The sequence below is a fragment of the Mongoliitalea lutea genome (assembly GCF_014652135.1).
In the GTDB taxonomy this organism is placed as follows: Bacteria; Bacteroidota; Bacteroidia; order Cytophagales; family Cyclobacteriaceae; genus Mongoliitalea; species Mongoliitalea lutea.
Map to the genome: position 1 here is coordinate 31,264 of NZ_BMYF01000002.1, position 25,752 is coordinate 57,015.

Genomic DNA, 25,752 nt, shown 5'->3' on the forward strand with positions numbered 1-25,752 from the left:
CTAAACAACCATTTTTTCGATCGGAACAACCAAAATGCCTTCAGCACCTGCCGCCCTCAGTTCCTCAATATTCTCCCAAAACTGATCTTCACTCAGGACTGAGTGTACCGAAGACCAACCTTCCTGCGCCAAAGGTAGGATGGTAGGACTTCTCATGCCTGGGATCAATTCAATGATGCGGTCTAAAGAAGCGTTTGGCGCATTCATCAACACATACTTGTTGGATTTTCCTGTTTGTACAGCATTGATTCTAAACAATAGCTTATCGATGATAGCTAATTTCTCTTCAGAAAGCGAGTTATTGGCAATAAGCACGGCTTCAGATTTGAAGATTTCTTCCACCTCTTTCAAGCCATTCATCATTAACGTTGAACCTGAACTGACGATGTCACAGATTCCTTCTGCCAAACCAATACTTGGAGCGATTTCTACAGAACCGGATATTTCGTGGATTTCTGCTGAGACATTATGTTTTGCCAAGTAGTCTCCTAATATTTTCGGGTAGGAGGTGGCAATACTTTTTCCTTGGAAATAGTGAATATTTAAATATTCTTCACCTTTAGGAATTGCTAAAGAAAGTCTGCATTTGCTAAAGCCTAGTTTTTTCAGGACATTGACATCCTTGTCTTTTTCTACCAATTCGTTTTCACCTACGATTCCTAAATCAGCTACACCATCGGCCACATAACCGGGTATATCATCATCTCTCAGGAACAAAAACTCTATTGGAAAGTTTGTGGAGGTGGATTTTAACTTGCCAGTACCATTATAAAACTTGATGCCACATTCTTTGATGAGGCTTAGGGAATCTTCGCTTAATCTTCCGCTCTTCTGAACGGCAATACGGATTATAGTATTCATGTACGCAATATACGTTTAGATGCAAAATGTTTGAGACTATTTTGGATTGATTGGCTGCATAATTAGATAAACAGCCTCCATTGGGCGATATGTTTGTATGATTCCTCCTTAGGAGGAATGATGTGCATGATGAACTGTACCAACGGAGTTGTTGGCAGCTAAAAGTGAAACTATGGACGGATATTTTTTCATGCACTGCAAAGGTAATTGAATTCTAAAAACAGGCAAATCCTTATTTTGTTTTTTTCATTGTTCTTTTTAATCATCATACCTTATCTTAGTGCTACCCAAATGAGTTACTATGAGAAGTCTTATTTTAGCCCTCTTTGCATGGACTGCATGTTTGGTTGCATGCAGTGCACCGGAAGAAACTACCTGCCCCAAGTTTAGCAATATTTCTGAATCCGTATTTGCCTCAGGGTTGATTAAGGCAAAAGGTCAGTACCGTGCCTATGCCAATACCAATGGGATTTGGTTCCAAATCTAAAGTGTCCTTGAATTACACATGGCATATAGCAAGTCCGCTGAAATTAGTATTATATTTGAATATCGGGGTAATAGTAGCTGAATATTAAAGAGACAAGCCGTTAAACTTATTGGAAATGAAATTAGACAGAAAGGCGTTTAAAATCCAGTCATTTGAAGAAGCGGCTGATCATCAGCAATATTACAGAGAACTTCCTGAAGAGGAAAAAGAAGATCTTTTCTTTAAATTGATGCAAGCTGCTTATGGATTTGTAGGAAAAGATTGGCCAAGAATGGATAGAAATCATTTTGAGGAAAGAACTTTAGTGAAACGTGGAAAAAGTAAGACTTAATATTTTCAATGATGATTTTAAAGACTTTATTGAAAGTCTGAATAAGTTTGATGTTGAGTATATACTTATTGGGGGATATGCTGTTGTTCTTCACGGGTACCACCGAACAACCGGTGATTTAGATATTTGGGTTAATCAGACTGAAAGTAACTTCAATAAACTACTTAAAGCTTTTTCTTTTTTTGGTTTCCCTACTCATGCCATTGATCTTAAAAGATTTTTAAATGCTGATGATTATAATGTTTTTACTTTCGGTAGACCCCCTATGGCAATAGATATTGTTACCTCTATTCAAGGAGTGGATTTTGAAAATGCTATGAAAAATATCAAAAAAATTGAAGTGCAGGGTATTGAAATCAATCTTTTGAGTATGTCCGACCTAGTGTCTACCAAAAAGGCGTCAGGTAGATATAAGGATCTGGATGATTTAGATAATTTAGATTATGACAACATATAAAATTGGGAGACTGCTATTGCTCATAGGATTGATTTTACTATGGAGTCATTCCACAAAGGCCCAATCATATCCTACTATCCTCATTGCCTATCACTCAGAATCAGGTAAAACCCAAGCCATGGCAGAAGCCGTAGCCAAAGGTGTGGCAGCTATTGATGGGGTGCGTGGTGTGCTAAAACCACTGTCGGAAGTAACTGAAAATGATATTCTTCGTGCTTCGGCCATTATTTTAGGCTCTCCCGTTTACAATGGAAATTTGAGCCCGGAAGTACAAGTTTTTATCAATTCTTGGCCATTTGAAGGTCGACCACTAAAAAATAAAATAGGTGCTGTATTTGTCACGGGTGGAGGCTTTTCCATAGGAGAGGAGGCTACCATGTTTGCCATGATCCGATCCATGATGATTCACGGAATGATTATCGTAGGTGGGGATGAGCTGGAGGCTGCTTTTGGTGCTTCTGCGATTACAGGTGAAGGAGATTTTGCTGGAAAGGAAGTGGATGATATTTTTTTGAAAAAGGCCGAGGGGTTAGGTCTAAGGGTAGGGGAGATAGTTCTAGGTTTTCACTGATTTTAATTATTTTAGAGAAGCTAGCCTAAATTGTTTTATCGATTGTAACAAATAATCTTTTTATCAAATATATTTCATTCAAAAATATTCCATAAAAATAAGTGACTTTATCAGTTAACTAGTGTCCAATATGTGATGACGACCAAAGAAAAGTTAAAAAGTTTAACTGATGAAGAATTGGCTATGAATATGGCCAAGACTCTTGATATTCTATATTTTGAAGAATTATACAACCGGTATGAAAATCTTGTTTACACTAAGTGTGTAAGCTTCACCAAATCAAAGACTGTTGCCCAGGATATTGCACATGATATTTTTTTAAAACTCTATGTAAGCATAGGTAAGTTTGAAGGGAAATCTAAATTTTCTACTTGGCTTTACAGTTTGACATATAATCATTGTGTCAACTATATTAATAGAGATAAAGATGCTCAAATGATGAGAAATGCCACCGATACAGATGATTTGCTCAATCTTCAGAGCACCGAAGATGAATTGCAAATACAAGTGATGGAAGTGGAAAAGCTTAAGGCTGCTTTGGAGCTGATTGAGCCGGAAGATAAAATGATCCTACTACTCAAATATCAAGATGAAGCAAGTATCAAAGACCTGGAAAAACTCTATGAAATCGGTGCAAGTGCTGTCAAGATGAGGTTAAGTAGAGCAAAAAGTAAATTAATGAAAGCGTATAAAACTGTTCGGATATGAGTAGAGAGAACCCTTTTAAACTATTAGACCAACAACTGGAAGCAGCACCGCCTGAGCTCCGTGGGAAAGTGATGGCGGATGTGTCCAAAGCAAAATTGATTTTGGAAATAGCAAGCCTTTTCGGTGATGCATTACCGGCATCAATCAATGACTTATTTATAAATAACAAGAGATAAAATAAAAAAGATATGCAAACAGTAACTGATTGGGCAGAAGTCACATTAAACACCTTTTTGAAAATGGGAGAGCAACTGAGTTCCAATTTATTGAGTGTTTTAGGCGCAGTAATCATTCTGGTTCTTGGCTGGTTGACTACTAAATTAATAACATTTATTTTGGGTAAGGTTTTGGAAAAATCAAAGATTGATGCTTTGTCCCATAAGCTTAACGAGAGTAAATCATTTGGAAATTCAAAAATTGAATTTGATTTATCCAAAGTCATAATTGCCTTTGTCAAGTGGATCATGTATTTGGTATTCTTGACCGTGGCAGCTGACATCTTGAATTGGACTGTTATTTCTAATGAAATCACCAATTTGCTGGCTTATTTGCCTAAGTTGTTCAGCGCTTTGGCCTTGTTGATCATTGGTCTGTATATAGCCAATTTTATCAAAAAAGCCATCAAAGGATTGCTGGAAGCTATTGCGTTTTCAGGAGCAGGGTTAGTCAGCAGTATTATATTTTTCATTATTGCTATCATTTTTACCCTGACAGCACTCAACCAAGCTGGAATTGATATCAGTGTAATTACTGGTAATCTGATCATCATTGTTGGAGGGGTTGTCTTAACTCTTGTAATATCCATAGGAGTGGGGTCAATTGAGTTGGTTCAAAAGTCTCTGTACACCTATTATGTAAGAAGAAACTATTCCACAGGTGACCAGGTGACTTTCAAAAATAAAAAAGGTACTATTCAGTCTATAGGAAACCTAACCGTGGTGATTGCCTCTGAGGAAGGAGAATTCCACGTCCCTATCAAAGATTTCGCAAACGAAGTAACGATAAGAACTAAATGATTTATGGGAAACAACAATGAATCAAATATGGCGAAATCAGATGGATTTGGCGCTGGAAATGCACCAAAAGAGAGTAAGGTGAAAAAGCTTTTACTTAATAATAAACTGATCATTTTGCTTTTGCTCCTGCTGTTAATTGTATTTGCTTGGGGACAAATCAAACTCAATAAGGCCAATAGAGATGCAGATAAGAAGATTGAAGAAATAAGCGTTTCTTACAATCTTAAATTTGACAGCTTGCAATTGGCTTCTAAGGAAAGAATGTCCAAAGTTTTCTCCTGGTCAGTCCGAAGTGAATTGATTCGAGAAAATGTCGAACAAGTGGCTGTCTTGATCAATAATTATGTTCAGGAAGAGGGAGTGAAGAATGTAAAACTCATCAATCCAACATCTCAAATGGTAGTACTCTCTACCAATAAAAGAGAGGAAAACAGGGCATTTGAATCTCCTGAGCTGCTCAATTTAAATCAATTGGAAGTTCATCAGACAGAGGAAACCTTGATACATTTGATCCCCATCATGGGACTCAATCAACGAATGGCGATTCTGGTAGTCGAATATATTTCCGAAAAAAATGTGACCAAGTAAATGTTTCTGTGTCTAAAAAGTATAAATCAAACATTATGAAAACGAACAAAATCATCCAATTATCAGTATTCGTGTTACTTCTATTTGCCCTGGGAGCTTGCAGTAAAAAATACACTTTCCCAGTTTCTACAGTAACCCCATCTGCGGATGGTGAGGTTAAAGTCAAAAAGCAAAAAGGCGGAATTTATTCCTTTGAAACTGCAGTGGAAAATCTAGCAGACCCGACGAGACTTACTCCACCTAAGGCTCATTATATAGTTTGGGTTCAAAATGAGGAAGGAGAATTTCAAAATGTTGGAGAGTTGGAACTTTCCCGAAGAAGCAAGGCCAAATTAGAAGGGGCTTTGACTTACAAACCAATTTATTTCTTTGTTACTGCCGAAGATGTTAAAAACACCAATGTGCCGAATCTTGAGCAAACTATATTCAAGAGTGAAAGATTAAGGTTAAAATAAATCTCAAACTAGAAAACGCAACTTTTCAGTTGCGTTTTCTAGTTTGAAAAATTGAAGAATGATAAGAGCTTATAGCCCAGGATTTATTTGTCTATTTTTATTCAAACTCAAATCTAATCGTCTAGGTTAAGATTTAGTTTAAGAATACATCTTCTTTTTTTAACCAAAAGGAATTGATCAATACTCTGTGCGAAGTTTGAAAATAGGGAGTGATGTCGGTAATTATTTTTTTTGCATAAAGCTTGTTGTCAAATTCATTTTTCCATTTATGTAACATAGAAGACATCAATGTATTTTTTGAAAGCTCATCAAAAAAAATGTACGCATTAGGAATGAAGTTTTTGGGGTGAGTAAAAAAGACATCAGTTAATTTTTGGAATCTTTCATGTTGGTCGAACAATATAGCCGTAAGATTATTAATAATGAGAAATTCTCTTTGATAAGGCTCGCTGGCAAACAAGTAACTAACATCTGTTAAAAGCATGCGCTTGTAAAAGGCAAGCTTATCAGCGCTGATTTTTTTATAAAACCAAGAGTCAACGAGTACATCTACTGCTTCTTGAAGACTAAGGCTTTGTAAGCGCATTTTCAAATAAAATAGTTTGTTAGCTTTCGTTGAGTTTACTGTTAAATTAAGGAAATTAAGAGCTAAATCAATCTCATCAGTTTTTAATTCTAATGGTTGATAGGAGTAGTTTACCGAAACAATCTTACAGGTATTGATGTATTCTTCCATTTTTTTTAAACAATGAGTGTAAATACTTTCTAGGAATTAAGTTTAAACACGGTAACTCAATGAGAGTATAGAACCAATAATTTAACCTTATGACACATTTGTTTTAAAAAGTCACTACTGTTGTAGATATTCTTTTTTAATATCTCAGTTTTAAAAAAGGCTGATATATTGTTACCTGAATGTTACCAGTTTCTAGGTTTAAGTTAAGATAAGCTTTCCTAAGTGTTATTATTCAGTTACCATACACTCCTCGGTTTGGAATTTTTTGAAGCTTGGGCCTACGTTTGTCACATCCAATGCAAGGATAATCGTAGGCTAAACTAAACTTTATATACTTATGAATTACCGAGTTTTATCAATGAAAACCACCAAACTTATTGCAGCATTTGCTGTACTTTTATTTGCTTTCACAGCATGTAATGATGATGAAGATCCTCAGGTAACTGATCCTAATGATGAATTAGTCACAATTTCTGACGGAGAACTTTTAGAGATTATTCTGGAAGAATTAAATCTCAGAAATGCATCTGATCTCACCAAAGGAAGAATACTTGAATTGACTGAATTAAATCTGAGCAATTCAGTGGTAGCGTCATTTCAAGGCTTGGAGCAAGCAGAAAATTTAGAGGTGCTATTAGCGAGAAATATTGAGGTTGCTGATCTTAGCCCGCTTTCAAGTTTGACCAAATTGAAGGAAATTGATATGAGAGATGCATTGATGCCAACGAGTCTTTCATTCTTAAGTCCTTTGGAGAACCTTGTAAGTATTGATTTTCAAAACACTGCTGTAGCAAATATTTCTGCCTTGAGTGGAAAAACAACGTTGATCCATATCAATTTGAGAGAAACAGACGTAACTGATATTTCTCCATTGACAGGTATGACCCAATTAGAATTTTTGAACTTGAATAGAGCTGGAGGAGGTAATGGTATCTCCAATGCAGAAATAATCATTCCAATGGACAAGTTGTATTACCTAAGTTTGAGAAACACGAATCTTGGAGATGAATTATTTGCGCAGATTTTTGCTAATAAAACATTACTTGTTGAGTGTAATATTAGAAATACTGGTATTACAAGCATCGAGCCTTTGATCCCATTGTTTGAGGCAGGTGCCTTTACGCAAACCCTTTCTGACCGATTTGGAAATAAGATTTCTTTGGATTTGCAGAATAACCCAATCACTGATTTGTGTTTGATTGCTCCATTTGCAAATAATTTTCCAGAAGGAGAACTAGAATGGTCTGCGGTGGCTGGTGATTTAAGCAACTGCGACTAACAATAAAAATATGGCTGATTGAGAGAAAGGACTCAATCAGCCTAATTCCTCCATCAATCATTAGCTGTATTCAGGTGGTATTTGCCACCCTCAAATCTCACAACCGTGAAAAAGATAGTTTTTATTTTCACACTTATCACGCTATTCGCTCAACTATCATATGCACAAGCACCTATCAAAGGTAGCGTGTTTGATGAAAACAAAGAGCCACTCATAGGTGCAATCATTCAACTTAAGGGAGTTTCCAGGAGCTACAATGTAGTAGCGGGGTTGGATGGTTCTTTTTCACTTCCTGTCGTTCCATCGGGCTCCTACACCATGGAAATTAGTTTTGTTGGTTTTAAAACTTATCAACAAAACATCGATTTTCCTTCTACCAATCCAAAAGGCTTTGATGTTATTTTGGAACCAGATAGCCAAGTTTTGGGTGAAGTAGTCGTAATGGGTGCTGCTAACAGAGGTTCAGATGCTCAAGCACGAAAGCTGGAGCAAATGGCCAAAAACACCATCAATGTGGTCTCGGCTAAATCCATCGAGTTATCTCCCGATATTACGGTAGCCAATGTTGTTCAGCGTGTTTCCGGTCTTTCCATCGAGCGAAATGCGAGTGGGGATCCACAATATGCCATAGTGAGGGGAATGGACAAGCGATACAATTACACGTTAGTCAATGGGGTCAAAATTCCTTCTCCTGATAATAGAAATCGATATGTTCCTTTAGATATTTTCCCGGCACAGATGCTTGAGCGTTTGGAAGTAGCCAAGAGTTTGACACCTGATATGGAAGGAGATGCTATTGGTGGTTCGGTTAACCTTGTTATGAAAAGTGCTCCAGATGAATTTGAAGTCAATGCAGACTTTCAAATGGGTTACAATGCCATTCATTTTACAAGACCTTTTTATAGCTACGATCGAGCGACTGAAAATAGGCTTTCCCCTGCTGAACGATTCGGTTCACGCTATGAAGCGGGAATGGCTGATTTTTCTACCGAAAATTTATTGATAAGACCGATTACTCCATTACCGGATATTTTTGGTGGAATAACTATCGGTGATCGGTTTATGGGCGGTAAGCTAGGTGTGATGTTTGGCGCTTCTATTCAAAACTCTTTCAGGGGAGCTGATAGGGATTGGTACAAAGTAGATGTAGATCCATTGGGTACTGGTAGACCTGCTTTATCTAGCTACCAAGAAAGACAAACATCTATCCATCAATTCAGATTGGGACTACATTCCAAGATTGATTATCAAATCAATAAAGACAATAACCTGAGTTTATACCTTGGTAGCTTTACCTTGAATGATTTTGAAGCTAGGGAAATGGTCACGAGTGATCGGGATATCTCGCCAGATAATATCAATGCAACCTATTTATTACAAACCAGGGTACGATCAACTTACAGTAGCATTCGGAATGCTACCCTTCAAGGAAACCACAATTTAAGGGGTGGCGAATTATTTATGGATTGGTCTGCCTTGTTTTCAAGAGCAGATTTTGATAGACCTGACAATGCTATTTTTTCCAGAAATGGGGGAGTTGAAAACGGTAGGCCTATGCCTGAAAATATTGAGCGAAGAAATCCCCGCCGTTGGGAAAAACATTACGATCAGGATGTAACAGTACATTTAAATTTCTTGTATAAGCCTGAATTTCTTGGGTATAATGGTGCCTATGTGAAGTTTGGTGGCATGTATAGAGATAAAGAAAGAGGTGCTTTGTTTAACAGGTATCGATTTGATCCCAATCCGTCTTTTCAGGTGCAAGGAGTTGATTGGGAAGATTTTCGAGATGTACGCTGGGATGTTTTAAATCCAACAGGAACACTTGGACATGCATTGAACTACAATGCATATGAACAAATTGGAGCCTATTACCTAACCACTCATATTGAATTTGGGAAATTAGATCTAAATGCAGGCTTCAGAGTCGAGCATACCAATCAGGGATATATTTCCAGGACTACCAACCAGTTTGAATTACCAGAACTATTTCAAGTGTACACTGATTTTCTTCCCAACTTCAGTGTGAAATACCGACCAAAAAGTGATGTGAACCTTAGAGGATCTTACTACAAAGCTATTAACAGGCCTGGGTATTTTGAAATTGTAGATGGTATTTCAGATGAGGATGATGAATTCCCATTTAAGGGGAACCCAGACGTCAGAAGGGCAATTGCCGATAACTTTGATGTTCGCTACGAATATTTTCCAAGAGCAAATGAACAGTTTTTACTGGGGGGATTTTTCAAAAGAATTGAAGACCCGATTGAATTATTGTTAATCAGACAGACAAGCTTGACCACAGGTCCTAGAAATCTGACACCTACAAATTCAGGTACTGCCACCAATTGGGGGATTGAAACTGATTTTAGCAAGTTTTTCAACAAGTTTGGGATTCGGGCTAACTACACTTTTACCAACTCATCTCTTACAACTATCAAAAGTGAACGGGTAAGAGAAAACCCGGAAGACACCAGTTCCCAGCTTATATTGAGAGAGGTAGAGCAAACGCGACCACTTCAAGGTCAGGCAGATCATATCGGAAATCTAAGTTTTCTATATAAAAATCTAACCTCTGGTACAGACATTCAATTAGCAGCAGTATACACAGGTGAGCGAATTGAAATCGTCTCTCCATGGCTTGACTTAGATATATGGTCTAGGCCTTTTGTACAGTTGGATTTTTCCTTTGATCAGAGAATTGGGAATTGGGTCGTGTTTTTCAAAGCTAATAATGTCTTGAACACTCCATATGAACTATTTGTAAAGAAGCCTAGAAAAACAGAGCAGTTGGACTTTCCTATGCAGGATAGACCTGGGGAGACGATTGTACAGCGGGAATTCTTCTGGCAGTCTTTCAGATTAGGGGTGCGATATAAAATCAACGGAATACTATAACAACACAATCAATTTACAAACAAATGAAGAAAGTAAGAGTACATTTCAGTTTGCCGTTCTTGTTTGTCTTGTGGTTTATGTTCACAGCATGTGATAATTCATTTGTTGTGGACGAAGATCCTGACATCAATGAGAATCCAGATGGAGTTCCTGCTGGGTTTACGGCCTTATCAGGAGACGTAAGTGGAACCTTGGGACCAGATAGAAATTACTGGGTAACTGCTGATCTTTTTATCAGAGAAGGTCAATCTTTGACAATATTAGAGGGTACAAATATCATTGTAGATGGTACAGGAAGACCTGGTAGAAGTCCAGAGATTAATGTATCTGGCAGTCTTTATTGTTATGGAACAGCAGAAAAGCCTATTTATATAGGTGTTGAGGAGGAAAAAAGAACCGTAAATAATATCTTCAGAGGTTTATGGGGAGGTATTATTGGTACAGATAAGGCACAGGATATGGTATTCGAATATACAACCATTGAATTTACTGGAGCCCCAGCAGAAGCAGGTTCTTCTATTGTGGCTGAAGGCGAAATTGATGAAGGCGAACCAAGATATGCTGTATATATGGTCAATCCGGAAGGAAACTTTATCATGTGGCATTCCAGAATTGCTTATACCAAAGATGATGCTATCCGTCTAAATGGAGCAAAAACATTAATCGCTTACAGTGAATTTGCATTCAATGGAGAAACAGGTGGGGAATCCGTTAATACCAAAAGTGGTGTAGTAGGAGACTTCTGCTATAATATCTTCTACAGTATTGCTACCAATGGTTTGAAAGCTGCTAACTCTAAGGGTAGACAGCCGCAGTGTAACAACAACTATTATAATAATACGATTGTAAATTCTGGTTGGAGAAGAGCTCAAGCAGGTAGAGGAGGTTCTTTGAACTATGAGAATGGTGCTAGAGGAGAGGTGTTCAATAACCTCGTTGCTGATAGCCGTTACGGTCTACGTTTGTTTCCACCAGATGACGAACCAGATATGGCCAATATGAAATGGGGAAATCATTTCTATTTCGGTAGTGATCCTGAAATGGTAGAAGGTTTTCACCCTAATAATGGTATTATAGGTCAAAATATCCCAGGATGGGAAAGTATTGTAGTGCCTGATTCAGATGTTTTTGGTGGAGTAGGCGAAAATGATCCAATGTTTGTGGATTATAACGTGGGAACATATACCCCTGCTAACTTCCGTGCGGTAAGTGATGCGAAGTTTATCAATAATATGTTTGACAAGTTCAAGTTGAGAGCTGATAGCCCAGCCTTAACTGGAGGTACGACTGATTTTAGTCCAATCTTCAGTGAATATGTTGTCAATGGCAGGACTTATGTGACTCCACTGCCCTCCACTTTCTTTGGAGCTCTAGGAGCCAATTAATTTCAATCAATAGTATCATGGAAGTCGGTCGATACAGACCGACTTCTTTTTCATTATAAAACTCATGAATTTCCGTCACATACTAAGTTTTAGCTTGATTTTTATTTTGTTTGCCTGTAATCAAACCGATGAAGGACCTGATTTAAGGAAAGAGTTTTGGAAGAATCATGTTCCCTTTGAACTGGATTATTCAGTTCCTTTGGGATTAGACCGAAATGACCGCTTTATAGAAAGAGCTGAAAGCAGGGGTACATCAGATTTGATTGAGGCTTCAGGCATAGTTGTCAGCATCAATAACCCTGGTTTTTTATGGACGCATGAGGATAAAAATAATACCAATGAGATTTTTTTATTAGACAAGCAAACAGCCGAAACAGTGGCTAGCTTTGAGTTGGAAGGAATTTTTAACCGTGATTGGGAAGATATAGAAATTGGACCAGGACCCGAAACTGGTGCGACATATATTTATTTGGGTGAAGTAGGAGACAATGATCGGGTTTATCGGGATTATAAAATTTATCGATTTAAAGAACCAATTTTTGATCCCCAACAAAGAGGTCAAAAAGTCACTATTCCAAATACTGCTATTGAAGTAATTACTTTTAGCTATCCTGATAGGTTACGACATGATGTGGAAACATTACTTTTAGATCCTTGGACACAAGATTTGTTTTTGGTGACTAAACGTGATTTTTTCTCGATTATTTATGTTTTGCCGTATCCACAAACCACTGAAGAACCTATGATAGCCACGAAAGTAGGAGAGTTTTCTTTTACCCGTGCAGTGGGGGGAAATATTTCTCTGGACGGTAGAGAGATGTTGATCAAAACCTATGATTTCATTCTGCACTGGGAGCGTGATGTCAATGAAGACATGGTGGATATGTTTATGAAAATTCCCACGCTTGCACCTTATAATCCTACAGAGCCGCAAGGGGAAGCGATTTGCTTTGATCAGAATAAAAATTACTTCACCCTAAGTGAGTTTAGCAATGCAATTGTTCCTAAGCTTTACTTTTATGAACGATTAAGACCTTAGTAAGTGAAAGTAAGCGATTGTTGTTGTTGGATTTTGGTCAATTTAAGTGAAGAATCAACCCGAATCCTCTACTTTTGCAACATGCAGCATCCCTTTTCATTCTGTTTGATAGTATTGCTTTGCTCAGTATTATTCTTGCCTGTAAATGCACAAGAGATGGAATCATGGAATTTAGTTTGGTCGGAGGAATTCGACTATAAAGGGCTTCCTGATCCTGAAAAATGGACTTTTGAAGTGGGGCATGTTCGAAATTTGGAGCAACAATACTATACCGAGCAGCGATTGGAAAATGCAGTGGTCAAGCGGGGCAAGTTGGTTATAACCGGAAGGAAAGAAAAATTCCCCAATGCTGCATATGAACCTGGTTCTACCCAATGGAGGACTTCTAAACCGTATGCTGATTATACTTCAGCTAGTATTACCACTCAAGTACTGTATGCTTGGACTTATGGCAGGGTAGAAGTTCGGGCCAAACTACCCAAAGGCAATGGAATGTGGCCGGCTATTTGGATGTTGGGAGACAACTTTGAGGAAGTTGGTTGGCCTTATGCAGGTGAGATAGACATCATGGAACATGTGGGGAAGGAGCCTTTGGAAGTTCACGGAACCGTGCATTTTCCAACTGGTAAACAAGATGAGTTTGTTTCCAATGGGGGAGTTGTGTCCAAAAAAGGACTAGCTAGGAAATTTCATGTATTTGCTATCGAATGGAGCGAGGGAAAAATTGATTTTTTTATCAATGATATTCTCTATCATACTTTCAAGATAGACCAAGCAGGCAAGGGTCCCGATAATCCCTTCCGCAATCCGCATTTTTTGATCATCAATCTCGCAATGGGAGCCAATTGGCCCGGACCGATAGATGATAAAGTACTGCCACAGCAGTTTATCATAGATTATGTGCGGATCTATCAAAAGATTTTCAAGGAGTGAAATTAAAAATTCATTCTTGCAAAATCCTTGGGCCGTAGTTTTTTGGTGAATTTTTCAGGAATCGGTGTTGATTCTGAGTGATTTTCAATCAAATGGAGTAAAGTTGAACGTTTATACTTCAATATGTTGACTGTTGAAGCAGTGAGGGCACCCATTATCCAATAGCCTACTATACCAGCAGCAATTTGTAATCCCTGAGTTGGGTCTGAACTTGATATAACTGCTGCACTTGCCCCAATAATAGGGAATATTATAAACATGCTTCCTGATGCAATATACCCTGTTTTGGCTTCTTTTCTTTTTCTGAAGAATAAGTTAACAAGAGCGGTTAAAGAATCTTGTTGGTGTGTTAAAACAAGAAACTCTTCTTTACTCATTTTCTTGGGGTCTTTCTGGTTTAATTTTTCTTGTGCAAAGACCTGCGTACTTACACAAACTAACAAAATAAAGATAGTGGTTTTCATGGTAAGTCAAAATTTACAGGTGATTAAAGGTGGTTAAACCAAATAAATATACAAAAATTTACTATTTTAACCGCATTTTCACCAAAACAATCTTTTCCTCTTTAAGTGCTTCTTTTTTTTGGTTAAAAAAGGCATGAAGATTAACATTTTTGGTGTCGACAGATTGACCCTGAAATGTTTCAACGTAGCTATTGAAAAAAGTACGAGAGTCCATTTGATAGATGATCCAATCATCATGGTAAGTCCAGGAATACTGCCTCAAGGGCATTTGATCAATATCATTGGTAATTCCTGCAATCACTTTTTTCACCTGCTTATCGGCATCCAAAAAAATCCAGTGTGGTTTCTTGTAGTCGTAGGTAGCTGAAAGAAAGTAACCAAAAGGCATAGGGAAGAAGCTGATAACATATTCAACCTTTTTGTTATCAGTAAAATATTCTCTCTGAGCTTTCGTGTCCTTTCCTAGTCGAACTTTAGTTTCCCAATCTAATTGATACTTGCCAAAGTCAAAAACGATACTGTCTTTTAAATAGCCATTCTGATTAAATACATAGACATTACTCGTGTATTTCTCCCGAAAATAAATATCATTCGTTGGCCCTTGTAAATAAGTGTGGACATAGCCAAAGGGTATCATTTGGTCAGTTCCTTTTCTGGCAGGTACAAATCCTACAGTATCGAGTGCAGATGATCTTATAAATATAAATTGTTGATCCAGTTCTCCATACGGAAAATGTTGCAACATAAAATCTTGTCCATGATATACAGATTCAGAGTTCTGATTTATGGTTTCTTCTAATAAGTTTCCTTTGAAATCAAATACTAGGGATTTTTTTAGGTATCCTACATCCACTCTTATCTGATCATTTCCGACCAATGACAGCCCATCAAAAATCCTAAACTCACCCGGTCCATCCCCATAGTTGCGGATAATGTTTTCTAATTTTCCAGCTGTGTCAAAAATAAAAATACTTGCGTTTTCTAGGCTCTCAACAATGATATGCTTGTCAGTAAAGAGCATTTTATAGGCATTGACGATGGGAGTCTCGTCTGGATAATCCAATAGTACATAATCCAACTCCTCAAAAATTTCAGAAGCCAGGTACTCCTTAGCCAAATCCAAATCAATTTTTGTAGACGTGGATGTCTCTTTATGGGTACAGCTAGTTTTTAAGCAAAGGACTGAAATCAATACCCAAACACTCCATAGCTTCCTTTTCATCCTATACCCGATTGAAATGAGATCACCCGTTCTTTTTTCGCGTCTGCTGCCTTGTCTAAACTCACATTGATTTCAAATGCCACCAAAATAATCAAGGAAGTGATCAACAACCACAGCATGACAGCAATCATTGCACCGATGGAGCCATAGAGCTTGTTGTAATTCGCAAAATTATTGAGATAATAGGAAAACAAATAAAAACCCATGGTGATCAGGAAGCCGGCAGTTAATGAACCTGCGGAGAAAAAGCGCCACTTGTCATGAACTGCCGGTGCAAATCGAAAGATGTAAGCGGTGGCAATGGTAAACAAGGACAGCAAGACCAAAAACCGAAAACCTGCTAACAAGTAGTAGTACAGACTGGAGGAAACAATCTCCCATTCAGAAATAGCATATAAAATACTGCTGCCAATGATCATAATCAACACGGCGCCGATAATCGAAAAAACCAGCACGAACACAATGCTTATAGCAATAGCTCTTGTGGTGAAAAAGCTTCGTTTTTCTTTAGTTTTGTAAACTGCATTAAAAGCACTCATCATGGAGACGACTCCATTAGTTGCCAAGAATAAGGCTAAAAAGAAACCCAAGGATAATAAGCTTTGCCTAGGTTTGCTGACAATATCCATGATGGTAGATTCTGCTTCATTATAAATAGCAGCAGGGATGATTTCTGCTATGAACATCAAGATGTTTTGAGTGGTGACTGAAGGGAAAAATAGTCCAATGTAGGGAATCACATTTAGCAAAAAGAGAAGCAATGGAAACATGGCAATGGTGAAATTAAAGGCCATCGCAGATGCTCTTTCATTGATTTCATCTTTTTTTAACTGTTCTATAAAAATCCTGCCTACATCGTACAGGTTTTGATCAGGATTTCCCAGATGAAATTTTCTCAAAAGTTTAGCCTTGCGGCTGAGTTTGATGGAAAACAATCGAATGTATTTCTTCACAACAGCTATTGGTCAAAGTAAGGCCGTAATAAATCTAACAAATATTGCGGAGGTCTACAGGGTCTATGTGAATCTTTTTTCAAAAATGTCAAAGTTGTCCACCCTTTAGTCAATAATTCTCCCTGCTCATTGATGACTTCATACTCGAATTTGATCCGAATCCCGGGCATTTCGGGAATGATAGTTTTGATAGTGAGCAATTCATCGTACTTACCGGGTTTGATAAATTGAGTATGGAGCTCCAATACAGGCATGATAACTCCTTCGTCCTCCATTTGCTTGTAAGAAAACCCTGCTGCACGAAGTGCTTCTACACGGGCTACTTCAAAATACATGGCATAGTTGCCATAATAGACGTAGGCCATCTGATCGGTTTCTGCATAGCGCACTCGGACTTGGGTAGATGCTTCAAACATGATTAGAATATTTTAGCTCGGTTGAGGGCTGCCTGATACCTACGGGCATTGGCTAGATGATCATTGTAATTGGTAGCAAATGCATGATAGCCGGAGAAATCATCTTTTGCACAGAAATACAAATAGGAATGGGATTCAAAATTCAAAACCGCATCCAATGCTGAGATTTCTGGCAAATTGATAGGACCCGGAGGCAAGCCAGTGAATTTGTATGTATTGTATGGGCTGTCAATTTCTTTGTGGATATTCAACACCCGTTTGATTCCGAAATCCCCCAATGCAAACACCAAGGTAGGATCTGCCTGAAGGGGCATATTAATCCGAAGACGGTTCAAATATACACCTGCTACCCGTGGGCGCTCATCACTTTTTTGGGTTTCTGCCTGAACAATGGATGCCAAGGTTGCTACTTGGATAGGCGTCAACCCCAGCTCAACCGCTTTTTGTTTTCGCTGATCCGTCCAAAAAGTCTGATACTCTCGATACATCCGGTCAAACAAGGACTCTGCACTGATGTTCCACCAGACCTCATAGGTGTTGGGGATAAACATCGCCATGATCGTTTCTTCTTCAAAACCAAATTTTCGGATATTGACCGAATCGAGTAATAAATCTAAAAACTGCTGTTCATTGACCTCGATGGTCCGGGTGATTTTCTCTGCTAAATCTTCTTTGGTTCGGACATTGTTGAAGGTAATGCGTTCCGGTGTCTGTGCACCTGAACGAAGCAATCGAACCAAATTCAGGTTATTCATTTTTGGTTGAATGGTGTATTTCCCAGGCTTTACAGCTTCCTGATAGCCCATAGTCTTCGATACAAAACCAAAAGTCAAGGCCTCCTGAATTACTTGATTGTCGTACAAGCTGTCCAATACCATTTGAAAAGTGGCATTGGTAGGAATGTATAAGGTGTAAGGACTGTCTTTATCCGTGAGTGCATTGGGGCTGAAAAAAGCCTGGTAAAAATAAAAGGAAAAGGACGTCAACAATACTGAGAAAGTGACGATTAGTACCAGATAAACCTTTGTTTTTTTGTCCTCAAACATGATTAAATGCCCAAATTTTCTTGATTGCTGGCAAAAATAGCGATTTTTGTCCATTGCATAACTACGTTAATTTGTGTCTCACGTTATACCGGTTACTTGTGGAATCATCCTTTGGAATGCTCGTGTGCTTTGTGTGCAGCGCAGTGAGTCCATGCATTTGCCCTTCAAATGGGAGTTTCCGGGTGGTAAAGTGGAACCTGAGGAAGATGAGCAGTCTTGCCTTCAACGGGAAATCTTGGAAGAGCTGGATTTAAGGATTGACATTATAGCATCCCTTACTCCTGTGGTTTATCAGTATGCCGGTAAGTCGCCCATTCGTTTGATTCCCTTTATAGCAAGCTGTGTCCGTCCCCTCGTAAAACTACGTGAACACAGGGATTCAGCCTGGTTAGCACCTGAGGAATTACCGGATTTGGATTGGGCAGCAGCAGATATTCCTATTGTGGAGGAGTTTATGAATTGGTGGAAGGTGCACAAGCAACAAATTTAAATTTCGTATCTTTGCAAGCTCAAAAGTTGGAGTCCCATGGCAGCTGAATTCATTAAGTTATATGCAGAAAATCCTGAAATACGCAAAATTGAGCGTATTGTGGATGTATTGAGAAATGGAGGGGTAATTATTTATCCTACAGATACTATTTATGGGATGGGCTGTGATATCCGTAATCAGCGAGCTATTGAGCGTGTAGCCCGTATTAAGGGTATCAATGTGAAAAAAAGTAACTTTTCCTTTATCTGTTACGATCTGAGCAATATTTCTGAATTTACCCGCGCCTTGAGCACGCCTGTTTTTAAGGTGATGAAAAAAACCTTGCCCGGTCCTTACACATTTATCCTAGAGGCAAATAATAATGTGCCCAAAATGCTCAATAGCAATAAAAAAACTGTGGGTATCCGGGTGCCAGATCATGATATCCCCCGCTTGCTAGTGAAAGAATTGGGTTCGCCTATTATCACTACTTCTATACGAGATGAAGATGATGTGATTGAGTACAGCACCGATCCTGAATTGATCTATGAAAAATACCGAGATTTAGTAGACATAGTCATCGATGGGGGCTATGGACAAAATGTGCCTTCCACTATTTTGGATGGTACGTCCGGAGTTGTGGAATTGATCCGTGAAGGTTTGGGGCCTATTGATGAAATTCTTTGATGCATACAGAAGCTACCACTGCCCTTATTGACGTAAGCTACCTTCCGAGACTGGAATTTTTTACGGCGATAGTTGATCAGCAAAAACTCGTTTTGGATGAGGATGCTATGTATCAAAAGCAATCTATTTTTAATCGTACCAATATCTTGTTAGCGAATAAGGTGGAATTATTATCCATTCCGGTCTATGGTGCACGTAAAAAGCAACGGTATAAAGAAGTAAAGATTGACTACAATCAAAAATGGTTGCAAGTACATTTGCGGGGAATTCGAAGTGCTTATGGCAAGGCACCATTTTTTGAGTACTTCTTTCCAGAGTTGGAAGAGGAGTTTTTGAAAAAACCTGCCTTTTTGTGGGATTTGAATGAGTCCTTACTGACACTTTGTCTGAAACTTTCTAGAATCAACATCCCTATTGAAAAAAAATCCGTAAATACCGAAGATCAAGATATCTTGGATTTGAGGGAGCTGACGCGGGAAAGAGCTGAATTTGCGGATAGAAAATATTATCAACCCCATGCATACCCCCAGCTTTTTGGTGCAGACTTTGTTCCTAACCTGAGTATCATCGATTTGTTGTTCTGTGAAGGACCCTCTGTTAAGAAAATATTGGAGCTTTCAAGAAAAAAAATAGTGAACAATCTTTAAAAGGATTGTGTTTTTAAAACAAATTCGGTAGTATTAGTACAGAATTCAACTTAATTCAGAAAGGAAATACATGGAAGCAAAATTTTCAAACAGAGTTAAAGAGGTGATCTCCCTTAGTCGCGAAGAAGCTTTGCGTTTGGGGCATGATTACATTGGCACAGAGCACCTCTTGCTGGGCATGATCCGAGAAGGAGAAGGAGTGGCTGTTTCCATACTTAAAAAACTAGGAGTTCCTCTAGATGAGCTCCGCAATGCGATTGAGCGAGCAGTGAAAGGTACTGCTAGCCACAATGTGAAAAATCTCGCCAATATTCCCTTGACAAGGCAATCTGAGAAAGTTTTGAAAATTACATACTTGGAGGCTAAAATTTTCAAGAGTCAATTGATTGGTACAGAACACTTATTGTTGTCCATCTTACGCGATGAAGACAATATAGCAACACAGATCCTGCATAAATTTGACACGACTTATGATACGGTCAAAGAGATGTTGGAATTTCAGACCGATTCTGGACCAAGAGGCAAAGCAGAAGCTGATGATCCGGATGATGACAGCTCCAAATTATTTGGAGGTGCTTCGGGCAGTGGTTCAAGTTCAGGTGCCTCCAAAGGTGGTGCTGAAAAATCCCGTACCCCAGTTTTGGATAACTTCGGAAGAGACCTGACCAAAATGGCCGAGGACGATAAGTTGGATCCAATCATCGGTAGAGAAAAGGAAATTGAGCGTGTAGCACAGATCCTCTCCAGAAGAAAGAAAAACAATCCAATTTTGATTGGTGAGCCAGGTGTAGGTAAAACTGCGATTGCAGAAGGTCTTGCCTTAAGAATTGTTCAGAAAAAAGTTTCCCGTGTCTTGTTCAATAAGCGAGTGGTAACTTTGGATTTGGCTTCTTTGGTAGCAGGTACTAAGTATAGAGGACAGTTTGAGGAGCGAATGAAAGCCGTCATGAATGAATTGGAAAAATCACCGAATGTGATTCTATTCATAGATGAGTTGCACACCATTGTGGGTGCCGGTGGAGCAAGCGGTTCCTTGGATGCTTCCAACATGTTTAAACCTGCACTTGCAAGAGGAGAAATTCAATGCATTGGTGCGACCACTTTGGATGAATATAGACAGTACATCGAAAAAGATGGAGCACTTGCTAGAAGATTCCAAATGGTCATGGTGGATGCTACATCTCCGGAAGAAACTGTTCAAATCTTAAACAATATCAAAGATAAGTACGAGGATCATCACAATGTGATTTACACAGACGAAGCTATTGAAGCTTGTGTGAAATTGTCTGATCGCTACATTTCTGATAGATTCTTACCGGATAAGGCGATTGATATCTTGGATGAAGCTGGTGCACGTGTGCATATCAACAATATCCATGTTCCGGAAGATATCCTAAAACTGGAAGCAGAAGTAGAGCACATCAAAATTGAGAAAAATCGTGTCGTAAAAAGTCAGAAATACGAAGAAGCGGCTCAATTGAGAGATAAAGAGAAGAAATTATTGGAGCAGTTGGAGACTGCTAAGCAGAAGTGGGAAGAGGAAAGCAAAACCAAACGCTATAAAGTTGATGAAGAAAATGTAGCAGAGGTTATTGCCATGATGACGGGTATCCCTGCCAAAAGAATTGCCCAAAAAGAAGGAGCTAAACTCCTCAACATGGGTGAAGATCTCAAAGCAAAAGTTATTGGTCAGGAAGAGGCAATCAAAAAGCTTACGAAAGCTATCCAACGTACAAGAGTGGGATTGAAAGATCCTAAGAAGCCAATTGGTTCATTCATCTTCCTTGGTCCAACAGGAGTTGGTAAGACGGAATTAGCCAAAATGCTTGCTACCTATTTGTTTGACAAAGAGGACTCGTTGGTAAGAATCGATATGTCTGAATATATGGAGAAATTCTCTGTATCCAGACTGGTAGGAGCGCCTCCGGGATACGTGGGTTATGAAGAGGGTGGTCAGTTAACAGAGAAAGTTAGAAGAAAACCTTACTCCGTTGTTTTGCTGGATGAGATTGAAAAAGCCCACCCAGATGTATTCAATATTCTCTTGCAGGTATTGGATGATGGAATCTTGACCGATGGATTGGGTAGAAGAGTTGATTTCAGAAATACGATCATCATCATGACTTCCAATATTGGTGTGAGAGACTTGAAGGATTTTGGTGCAGGCATTGGTTTCGCTTCCAAATCTAAACAAGAAAGTATGGATGAGGTGATGAAATCAACTATCCAAAGTGCTTTGAAAAAAGCATTCAGTCCTGAATTCTTGAATAGATTGGACGATGTGGTTGTTTTCAATTCTCTAGAGAAATCTCATATTCATCAAATCATTGATATCAGCTTGAACAAATTGTTTAGCAGGATCACTGATTTGGGTTATGCCATCGAATTGACGGATAAAGCCAAAGATTTCTTAGCAGAAAAAGGCTACGATAAGCAATATGGCGCAAGACCACTCAATAGAGCGATTCAAAAATACTTAGAAGACGCACTAGCAGAGGAAATCCTGAAAGGTGAATTATCCGAAGGAGATATTATCACGGCAGATTATCCTGGAGAAGGAGAATCGCTAGTGATATCAGTGAAAAAACAGGAAAGTGCTTCCTAAATATCTTAGCCCGGGTTATCCCGGGCTTTTTTTTAACAAAAAATAACCGAATACCGCATATTTTGGCGCCTCAATTGCGTTACAGTCTTCATGGTCCGCATCAAAAAATTATTCTTCAAACTCTTTTTAATTGGCTTGGCATTTCCTTTTTGGATTTCTCAAAAGGTGCCTCAAACCAAGAATCTACCCATGATTCCAGAATACCAGGATTCTCTGTATTCTGGTCCAAAAAGTATGGGAAAGTTAGAAAACCCTAAAATTGATGAAGCTAGTGGATTGGCTTTTTCCCGTACACATCAAGGATTAATGTACACCCATAATGATAGCGGTGGCAAGCCTCATGTATTTGTGATTGATACCTTAGGGAAAAGTGTTGCCACAATTAAGCTGAAAGGGGTACGGAATCGTGATTGGGAAGATATAGCCGTAGGACCGGGCCCTAAAAAAGGGGTGAACTATATCTATGTGGGTGAGATTGGAGATAATGATGCAAAGTTTGATGAAATCATGATTTACCGCTTTCCTGAACCATCAAATTTTCAGGAGGAAGTAGAAGTAGTGCCTGAAATGCTCGTGCTTACCTATCCCGACGGGCCAAAAGATGCCGAAACATTGATGGTGGATCCTATTTCTCAGGATGTATATATTTTGTCGAAAAGAGACAGTGCCAATATCCTGTATAAAGTAACGCAGGAAGACTTCAAGCAGGATACCGTTGTGTTGAAGCGAATACTTGAGTTACCATTTACCATGTCTGTTGCGGGGGATATCAGTGCTTGTGGTACAAAAATTCTCGTGAAAAATTATTTGATGGTATTTTATTGGGAGCGAAAGGCAGGAGAGACTGTGGAGGAGGCCATGGCTAGAGATCCTTTGATTCTACCCTATAAGCCAGAACCACAGGGAGAGGCTATTGCCTGGCATCCTTCGGTAGATAGCTATGTAACTCTAAGTGAAAAGCGCTTTAATATCTGGCCCGAACTGTATCGGTATACCAAAAAATAGCTAATTTCGTAGCAAATCAGCAATTATGAGCCAGCAGACCAGTGCGACCATCCTGATGGTCAGACCATCCAATTTCGGATTCAATCCAGAAACCGCTTCCAATAACTTTTATCAAAAGGAGGATGAGCGCTCTGCACAGGAAATCAATGCTTTGGCAGTGGATGAATTTGATGGATTTGTCGCCCTACTTCGGTCCAAAGGAGTTTCGGTGATTGTGGTAGAAGACACCCACACTCCCGTAAAGACAGATGCTGTTTTTCCAAACAACTGGTTCAGTACCCATGATGATGGACGGGTGATTTTGTATCCTATGTTTTCTCCCAACAGGCGTTTGGAGCGTAGAAAGGATGTTATAGAGTTGCTCATCAATGGTGGGTTTAAGGTAGATGAGATCATTGATTTAAGTTTTTTCGAGCAAGATGAGCAGTACTTGGAAGGTACAGGTAGCTTGATACTGGATCGTGTCAATCATGTATGTTATGCCTGTAGATCTGTGAGGACACATTCAATGCCATTGGAGTATTTTGGCAGATTAATGGATTATGAAATAATTGAGTTTGATGCAGTGCAGGAAATCAATGGACAAATGAGCCCTATTTATCATACCAATGTCATGATGCATGTAGGCTCGGATTTGGCAATCATTTGTTTAGAGAGTATTCCTTCCGCGGCAGAGCGATTGCAAGTTCAGGTGTATTTGGAGAAGACCGGTAAAAAGATTGTACCGATTACGGCCAAACAAAAATTTGAGTTTGCAGGCAATATGTTGGAAGTACAGAATGCACAGGGTAAAAAGTTTACCGTCATGTCTAAAGCTGCTTTCAATTCCCTCAGTAGTGCTCAGATTCAGACCATTGAACGCTTTACTGAGATTATTGCGCCAGAGATTCCTACGATTGAAAAATTAGGAGGAGGAAGTGCACGTTGTATGATGGCTGAGATATTTTTGCCCTTAGTGTAAGTCACTGACGGAAACCTGTTCGATTTGGATCGTTTCTACAACAATGTTTTTGGATTGGGCCGACACTTTGAAATTTTCGATAACCTCTAAAACATCGTAGTCTATAACTTTCGACTTAGAACCATCAATAATCACTTTGCGGTCTGCGGGAATTTCATTGAGCGCTTTGATAAGTGCTCCTTTATTTAAAAAACTCACCTCTTCTGAAAGTGTGATATGGATAACTTTTCCATCATCATCAATCCGCTCTTCCATAAAGTAGGAGTTTCGAAGATTGGCGAGAAGGATAAATATGATCGATACAGCAATCCCTAATCCTATTCCAAATAACAGGTCCAAGAAAACTACTCCAAAAACTGTGATTACAAATGGCAGAAACTGATTCCAGCCCAGTTTGGCTTGTTGCTTAAATAGGGATACCCGTGTAAGCTTATAACCTACCATGACCAAAATAGCTGCTAAGCTCGCTAAAGGAATTAGATTTAAGATACTCGGAATCAAAAGGACAGTGCCAAGCAAAAGGAAACCATGGATAATTGCTGAAAGCTTCGTATGAGCACCTGCACTGATATTGGCAGAACTTCTTACAATAACAGCGGTCAGCGGTAATCCTCCAATTAATCCGTTAATGATATTGCCAATTCCCTGAGCAAAAAGTTCCTGATTGGGAGGGGAAATCCGTTTGTAGGGGTCGATTTTATCTGCTGCTTCCAAACTCAACAGTGTTTCCAAACTGGCTATCACCGCGATGGTAATTGCAACTACCCACAACTTTCTTGTGAAGATTCCTGAAAAATCCGGGGTAGAAAACAAACCTACAAAATCATTCCAAGAGCCGGCTTTTGGAAGTGTTACCCGCAGGGCTTCATCTAAGAGAAGGCTGGGAAGAAAAAGCCTGAATCCTTCATTTAGCAATATACCAGACAGAACAACAAGTAAAGGTGCAGGGACAGCTTTTCTAAAAGACTTTTCCTTGCTACTTTTTCTGTCCCAAAGAATCAAAATGCTGATAGAAACTACAGCGATGATGAAGGCTCCTGGATTTACTTGGGTAGGTTCCGAACCGAAAATCTCAAATGGATTGAGGTAGGTCAACTGTTCTAACTTGCCAAATCCTAAGAGATATGGCGATTGTTTCATCACAAGGATAATTCCAATACCAGCCAACATTCCTTTGATCACAGAAGTCGGAAAGAAATAGCCAATCACTCCGGCCCTTGCTACGGAGAGAATCAGTTGAATAATTCCCGCTAAAATTACCGCAGCCAAGAAACTTTCGAAACTTCCCAAATCGTTGATTGCGGCATATACAATTACTGTCAATCCGGCAGCCGGTCCTGATACAGATGTGTGCGAACCCGATAATAAACCTACCACTACACCACCGACAATCCCTGCGATAATCCCGGAAAAAAGCGGAGCTCCAGAAGCCAAGGCAATTCCCAAACATAATGGTAAGGCAACTAAAAACACCACCAACCCCGAAGGGAGGTCTTTAGAGAAGTGTTTGAAGAGGTCCTTACCTCCAATCAT

General features: G+C 39.1%; 28 protein-coding genes. 20 read left to right on the forward strand and 8 right to left on the reverse strand.

Features of this window, described 5'->3' with window-relative positions; genetic code table 11:
* Nucleotides 1-861, reverse strand: a complete 861-nt coding sequence (gene hisG / locus IE080_RS01840) for an ATP phosphoribosyltransferase (protein ID WP_189578738.1) — start codon at nucleotides 859-861, stop codon at nucleotides 1-3.
* 301 nt (nucleotides 862-1,162) lie between these two features.
* On the opposite strand from hisG, the gene IE080_RS01845 reads away from it, so the two are divergent.
* The 9 genes from IE080_RS01845 to IE080_RS01885 all read left to right on the forward strand — a co-directional run bounded on the left by IE080_RS01845 (nucleotide 1,163) and on the right by IE080_RS01885 (nucleotide 5,474).
* Nucleotides 1,163-1,348, forward strand: coding sequence for a hypothetical protein (locus tag IE080_RS01845; protein ID WP_189578739.1), 186 nt, complete (start codon nucleotides 1,163-1,165; stop codon nucleotides 1,346-1,348).
* A gap of 115 nt (nucleotides 1,349-1,463) precedes the next feature.
* The gene (locus IE080_RS01850; RefSeq protein WP_189578740.1) at nucleotides 1,464-1,679 is read left to right on the forward strand and encodes a hypothetical protein; all 216 of its coding nucleotides are present in this window, start codon (nucleotides 1,464-1,466) and stop codon (nucleotides 1,677-1,679) included.
* Nucleotides 1,660-2,136: a DUF6036 family nucleotidyltransferase gene (locus IE080_RS01855; RefSeq protein WP_189578741.1), complete on the forward strand. Its 477-nt coding sequence runs from the start codon at nucleotides 1,660-1,662 to the stop codon at nucleotides 2,134-2,136. Before IE080_RS01850 ends, IE080_RS01855 begins: the two co-directional genes overlap by 20 nt.
* Nucleotides 2,123-2,707, forward strand: a complete 585-nt coding sequence (locus IE080_RS01860) for a flavodoxin family protein (protein WP_189578742.1) — start codon at nucleotides 2,123-2,125, stop codon at nucleotides 2,705-2,707. The genes IE080_RS01855 and IE080_RS01860 overlap by 14 nt, the downstream gene beginning before the upstream one ends.
* A gap of 135 nt (nucleotides 2,708-2,842) precedes the next feature.
* A complete protein-coding gene (locus tag IE080_RS01865) occupies nucleotides 2,843-3,415 on the forward strand; it encodes an RNA polymerase sigma factor (RefSeq protein ID WP_189578743.1) in 573 nt (190 codons plus the stop codon).
* The gene (locus tag IE080_RS01870; protein ID WP_189578744.1) at nucleotides 3,412-3,591 is read left to right on the forward strand and encodes a hypothetical protein; all 180 of its coding nucleotides are present in this window, start codon (nucleotides 3,412-3,414) and stop codon (nucleotides 3,589-3,591) included. Before IE080_RS01865 ends, IE080_RS01870 begins: the two co-directional genes overlap by 4 nt.
* A gap of 12 nt (nucleotides 3,592-3,603) precedes the next feature.
* Nucleotides 3,604-4,431, forward strand: a complete 828-nt coding sequence (locus tag IE080_RS01875; RefSeq protein WP_189578745.1) for a mechanosensitive ion channel family protein — start codon at nucleotides 3,604-3,606, stop codon at nucleotides 4,429-4,431.
* A gap of 27 nt (nucleotides 4,432-4,458) precedes the next feature.
* Complete coding sequence (locus IE080_RS01880; protein ID WP_189578746.1) at nucleotides 4,459-5,019, forward strand: hypothetical protein; 561 nt, start codon at nucleotides 4,459-4,461, stop codon at nucleotides 5,017-5,019.
* Nucleotides 5,020-5,054: 35 nt separating this feature from the next.
* Nucleotides 5,055-5,474 (forward strand): hypothetical protein, encoded by a 420-nt coding sequence (locus IE080_RS01885; protein WP_189578747.1) that lies wholly within the window; start codon nucleotides 5,055-5,057, stop codon nucleotides 5,472-5,474.
* Nucleotides 5,475-5,607: 133 nt separating this feature from the next.
* Here the strand turns inward: IE080_RS01885 and IE080_RS01890 are convergent, their stop codons facing one another.
* Nucleotides 5,608-6,210 (reverse strand): hypothetical protein, encoded by a 603-nt coding sequence (locus IE080_RS01890; RefSeq protein ID WP_189578748.1) that lies wholly within the window; start codon nucleotides 6,208-6,210, stop codon nucleotides 5,608-5,610.
* A 337-nt stretch (nucleotides 6,211-6,547) separates the two neighbouring features.
* On the opposite strand from IE080_RS01890, the gene IE080_RS01895 reads away from it, so the two are divergent.
* From IE080_RS01895 to IE080_RS01915, 5 genes are all read left to right on the forward strand, one after another.
* Nucleotides 6,548-7,489, forward strand: coding sequence for a leucine-rich repeat domain-containing protein (locus IE080_RS01895; RefSeq protein ID WP_189578749.1), 942 nt, complete (start codon nucleotides 6,548-6,550; stop codon nucleotides 7,487-7,489).
* Between the two features lie 105 nt (nucleotides 7,490-7,594).
* Nucleotides 7,595-10,387 carry a TonB-dependent receptor gene (locus IE080_RS01900; protein ID WP_189578750.1) on the forward strand — a complete coding sequence of 931 codons (2,793 nt, stop codon included), beginning with the start codon at nucleotides 7,595-7,597 and terminating at the stop codon, nucleotides 10,385-10,387.
* Nucleotides 10,388-10,410: 23 nt separating this feature from the next.
* A complete protein-coding gene (locus tag IE080_RS01905; protein ID WP_189578751.1) occupies nucleotides 10,411-11,772 on the forward strand; it encodes a hypothetical protein in 1,362 nt (453 codons plus the stop codon).
* 64 nt (nucleotides 11,773-11,836) lie between these two features.
* The gene (locus tag IE080_RS01910; RefSeq protein ID WP_189578752.1) at nucleotides 11,837-12,811 is read left to right on the forward strand and encodes a hypothetical protein; all 975 of its coding nucleotides are present in this window, start codon (nucleotides 11,837-11,839) and stop codon (nucleotides 12,809-12,811) included.
* An 81-nt stretch (nucleotides 12,812-12,892) separates the two neighbouring features.
* Complete coding sequence (locus tag IE080_RS01915) at nucleotides 12,893-13,744, forward strand: glycoside hydrolase family 16 protein (protein WP_189578753.1); 852 nt, start codon at nucleotides 12,893-12,895, stop codon at nucleotides 13,742-13,744.
* A gap of 2 nt (nucleotides 13,745-13,746) precedes the next feature.
* Here IE080_RS01915 and IE080_RS01920 read toward each other — a convergent pair whose 3' ends face one another.
* The 5 genes from IE080_RS01920 to mltG all read right to left on the reverse strand — a co-directional run bounded on the left by IE080_RS01920 (nucleotide 13,747) and on the right by mltG (nucleotide 17,845).
* On the reverse strand, nucleotides 13,747-14,208 hold the full coding sequence (locus tag IE080_RS01920) for a hypothetical protein (RefSeq protein ID WP_189578754.1): 462 nt from the start codon (nucleotides 14,206-14,208) through the stop codon (nucleotides 13,747-13,749).
* A 61-nt stretch (nucleotides 14,209-14,269) separates the two neighbouring features.
* Entirely contained in the window at nucleotides 14,270-15,430 is a 1,161-nt protein-coding gene (locus IE080_RS01925; protein WP_189578755.1) for a DUF4934 domain-containing protein, read from the reverse strand.
* A complete protein-coding gene (locus IE080_RS01930; RefSeq protein ID WP_189578756.1) occupies nucleotides 15,427-16,383 on the reverse strand; it encodes a YihY/virulence factor BrkB family protein in 957 nt (318 codons plus the stop codon). The genes IE080_RS01925 and IE080_RS01930 overlap by 4 nt, the downstream gene beginning before the upstream one ends.
* 5 nt (nucleotides 16,384-16,388) lie before the next feature.
* On the reverse strand, nucleotides 16,389-16,799 hold the full coding sequence (locus IE080_RS01935; protein WP_189578757.1) for an acyl-CoA thioesterase: 411 nt from the start codon (nucleotides 16,797-16,799) through the stop codon (nucleotides 16,389-16,391).
* Between the two features lie 2 nt (nucleotides 16,800-16,801).
* Nucleotides 16,802-17,845: an endolytic transglycosylase MltG gene (gene mltG, locus IE080_RS01940; protein ID WP_189578758.1), complete on the reverse strand. Its 1,044-nt coding sequence runs from the start codon at nucleotides 17,843-17,845 to the stop codon at nucleotides 16,802-16,804.
* Between the two features lie 73 nt (nucleotides 17,846-17,918).
* Here mltG and IE080_RS01945 point away from each other — a divergent pair, with 73 nt between their 5' ends.
* The 6 genes from IE080_RS01945 (at nucleotide 17,919) to ctlX (ending at nucleotide 24,219) form a co-directional block, all read left to right on the forward strand.
* Complete coding sequence (locus tag IE080_RS01945; protein ID WP_189578759.1) at nucleotides 17,919-18,335, forward strand: (deoxy)nucleoside triphosphate pyrophosphohydrolase; 417 nt, start codon at nucleotides 17,919-17,921, stop codon at nucleotides 18,333-18,335.
* Between the two features lie 36 nt (nucleotides 18,336-18,371).
* Entirely contained in the window at nucleotides 18,372-19,001 is a 630-nt protein-coding gene (locus IE080_RS01950; RefSeq protein WP_189578760.1) for an L-threonylcarbamoyladenylate synthase, read from the forward strand.
* The gene (locus tag IE080_RS01955) at nucleotides 19,001-19,648 is read left to right on the forward strand and encodes a WbqC family protein (protein ID WP_189578761.1); all 648 of its coding nucleotides are present in this window, start codon (nucleotides 19,001-19,003) and stop codon (nucleotides 19,646-19,648) included. The genes IE080_RS01950 and IE080_RS01955 overlap by 1 nt, the downstream gene beginning before the upstream one ends.
* Nucleotides 19,649-19,718: 70 nt before the next feature.
* A complete protein-coding gene (locus IE080_RS01960) occupies nucleotides 19,719-22,253 on the forward strand; it encodes an ATP-dependent Clp protease ATP-binding subunit (RefSeq protein WP_189578762.1) in 2,535 nt (844 codons plus the stop codon).
* A 90-nt stretch (nucleotides 22,254-22,343) separates the two neighbouring features.
* A complete protein-coding gene (locus IE080_RS01965; RefSeq protein WP_189578763.1) occupies nucleotides 22,344-23,258 on the forward strand; it encodes a hypothetical protein in 915 nt (304 codons plus the stop codon).
* A 25-nt stretch (nucleotides 23,259-23,283) separates the two neighbouring features.
* Nucleotides 23,284-24,219 (forward strand): citrulline utilization hydrolase CtlX, encoded by a 936-nt coding sequence (gene ctlX / locus IE080_RS01970; protein WP_189578764.1) that lies wholly within the window; start codon nucleotides 23,284-23,286, stop codon nucleotides 24,217-24,219.
* Here the strand turns inward: ctlX and IE080_RS01975 are convergent.
* The gene (locus IE080_RS01975) at nucleotides 24,211-25,752 is read right to left on the reverse strand and encodes a SulP family inorganic anion transporter (protein ID WP_189578765.1); all 1,542 of its coding nucleotides are present in this window, start codon (nucleotides 25,750-25,752) and stop codon (nucleotides 24,211-24,213) included. The genes ctlX and IE080_RS01975 overlap by 9 nt on opposite strands.

Coding starts and splice junctions, on each gene's coding strand:
- hisG (WP_189578738.1), bottom strand. CDS start 861: ATGAATACTATAATCCGTATTGCCGTTCAGAAGAGCGGAAGATTAAGC.
- IE080_RS01845 (WP_189578739.1), top strand. CDS start 1,163: ATGAGAAGTCTTATTTTAGCCCTCTTTGCATGGACTGCATGTTTGGTT.
- IE080_RS01850 (WP_189578740.1), top strand. CDS start 1,464: ATGAAATTAGACAGAAAGGCGTTTAAAATCCAGTCATTTGAAGAAGCG.
- IE080_RS01860 (WP_189578742.1), top strand. CDS start 2,123: ATGACAACATATAAAATTGGGAGACTGCTATTGCTCATAGGATTGATT.
- IE080_RS01865 (WP_189578743.1), top strand. CDS start 2,843: ATGACGACCAAAGAAAAGTTAAAAAGTTTAACTGATGAAGAATTGGCT.
- IE080_RS01870 (WP_189578744.1), top strand. CDS start 3,412: ATGAGTAGAGAGAACCCTTTTAAACTATTAGACCAACAACTGGAAGCA.
- IE080_RS01875 (WP_189578745.1), top strand. CDS start 3,604: ATGCAAACAGTAACTGATTGGGCAGAAGTCACATTAAACACCTTTTTG.
- IE080_RS01880 (WP_189578746.1), top strand. CDS start 4,459: ATGGCGAAATCAGATGGATTTGGCGCTGGAAATGCACCAAAAGAGAGT.
- IE080_RS01885 (WP_189578747.1), top strand. CDS start 5,055: ATGAAAACGAACAAAATCATCCAATTATCAGTATTCGTGTTACTTCTA.
- IE080_RS01890 (WP_189578748.1), bottom strand. CDS start 6,210: ATGGAAGAATACATCAATACCTGTAAGATTGTTTCGGTAAACTACTCC.
- IE080_RS01895 (WP_189578749.1), top strand. CDS start 6,548: ATGAATTACCGAGTTTTATCAATGAAAACCACCAAACTTATTGCAGCA.
- IE080_RS01905 (WP_189578751.1), top strand. CDS start 10,411: ATGAAGAAAGTAAGAGTACATTTCAGTTTGCCGTTCTTGTTTGTCTTG.
- IE080_RS01910 (WP_189578752.1), top strand. CDS start 11,837: ATGAATTTCCGTCACATACTAAGTTTTAGCTTGATTTTTATTTTGTTT.
- IE080_RS01915 (WP_189578753.1), top strand. CDS start 12,893: ATGCAGCATCCCTTTTCATTCTGTTTGATAGTATTGCTTTGCTCAGTA.
- IE080_RS01920 (WP_189578754.1), bottom strand. CDS start 14,208: ATGAAAACCACTATCTTTATTTTGTTAGTTTGTGTAAGTACGCAGGTC.
- IE080_RS01925 (WP_189578755.1), bottom strand. CDS start 15,430: ATGAAAAGGAAGCTATGGAGTGTTTGGGTATTGATTTCAGTCCTTTGC.
- IE080_RS01935 (WP_189578757.1), bottom strand. CDS start 16,799: ATGTTTGAAGCATCTACCCAAGTCCGAGTGCGCTATGCAGAAACCGAT.
- mltG (WP_189578758.1), bottom strand. CDS start 17,845: ATGTTTGAGGACAAAAAAACAAAGGTTTATCTGGTACTAATCGTCACT.
- IE080_RS01950 (WP_189578760.1), top strand. CDS start 18,372: ATGGCAGCTGAATTCATTAAGTTATATGCAGAAAATCCTGAAATACGC.
- IE080_RS01955 (WP_189578761.1), top strand. CDS start 19,001: ATGCATACAGAAGCTACCACTGCCCTTATTGACGTAAGCTACCTTCCG.
- IE080_RS01960 (WP_189578762.1), top strand. CDS start 19,719: ATGGAAGCAAAATTTTCAAACAGAGTTAAAGAGGTGATCTCCCTTAGT.
- IE080_RS01965 (WP_189578763.1), top strand. CDS start 22,344: ATGGTCCGCATCAAAAAATTATTCTTCAAACTCTTTTTAATTGGCTTG.
- ctlX (WP_189578764.1), top strand. CDS start 23,284: ATGAGCCAGCAGACCAGTGCGACCATCCTGATGGTCAGACCATCCAAT.
- IE080_RS01975 (WP_189578765.1), bottom strand. CDS start 25,752: ATGATTGGAGGTAAGGACCTCTTCAAACACTTCTCTAAAGACCTCCCT.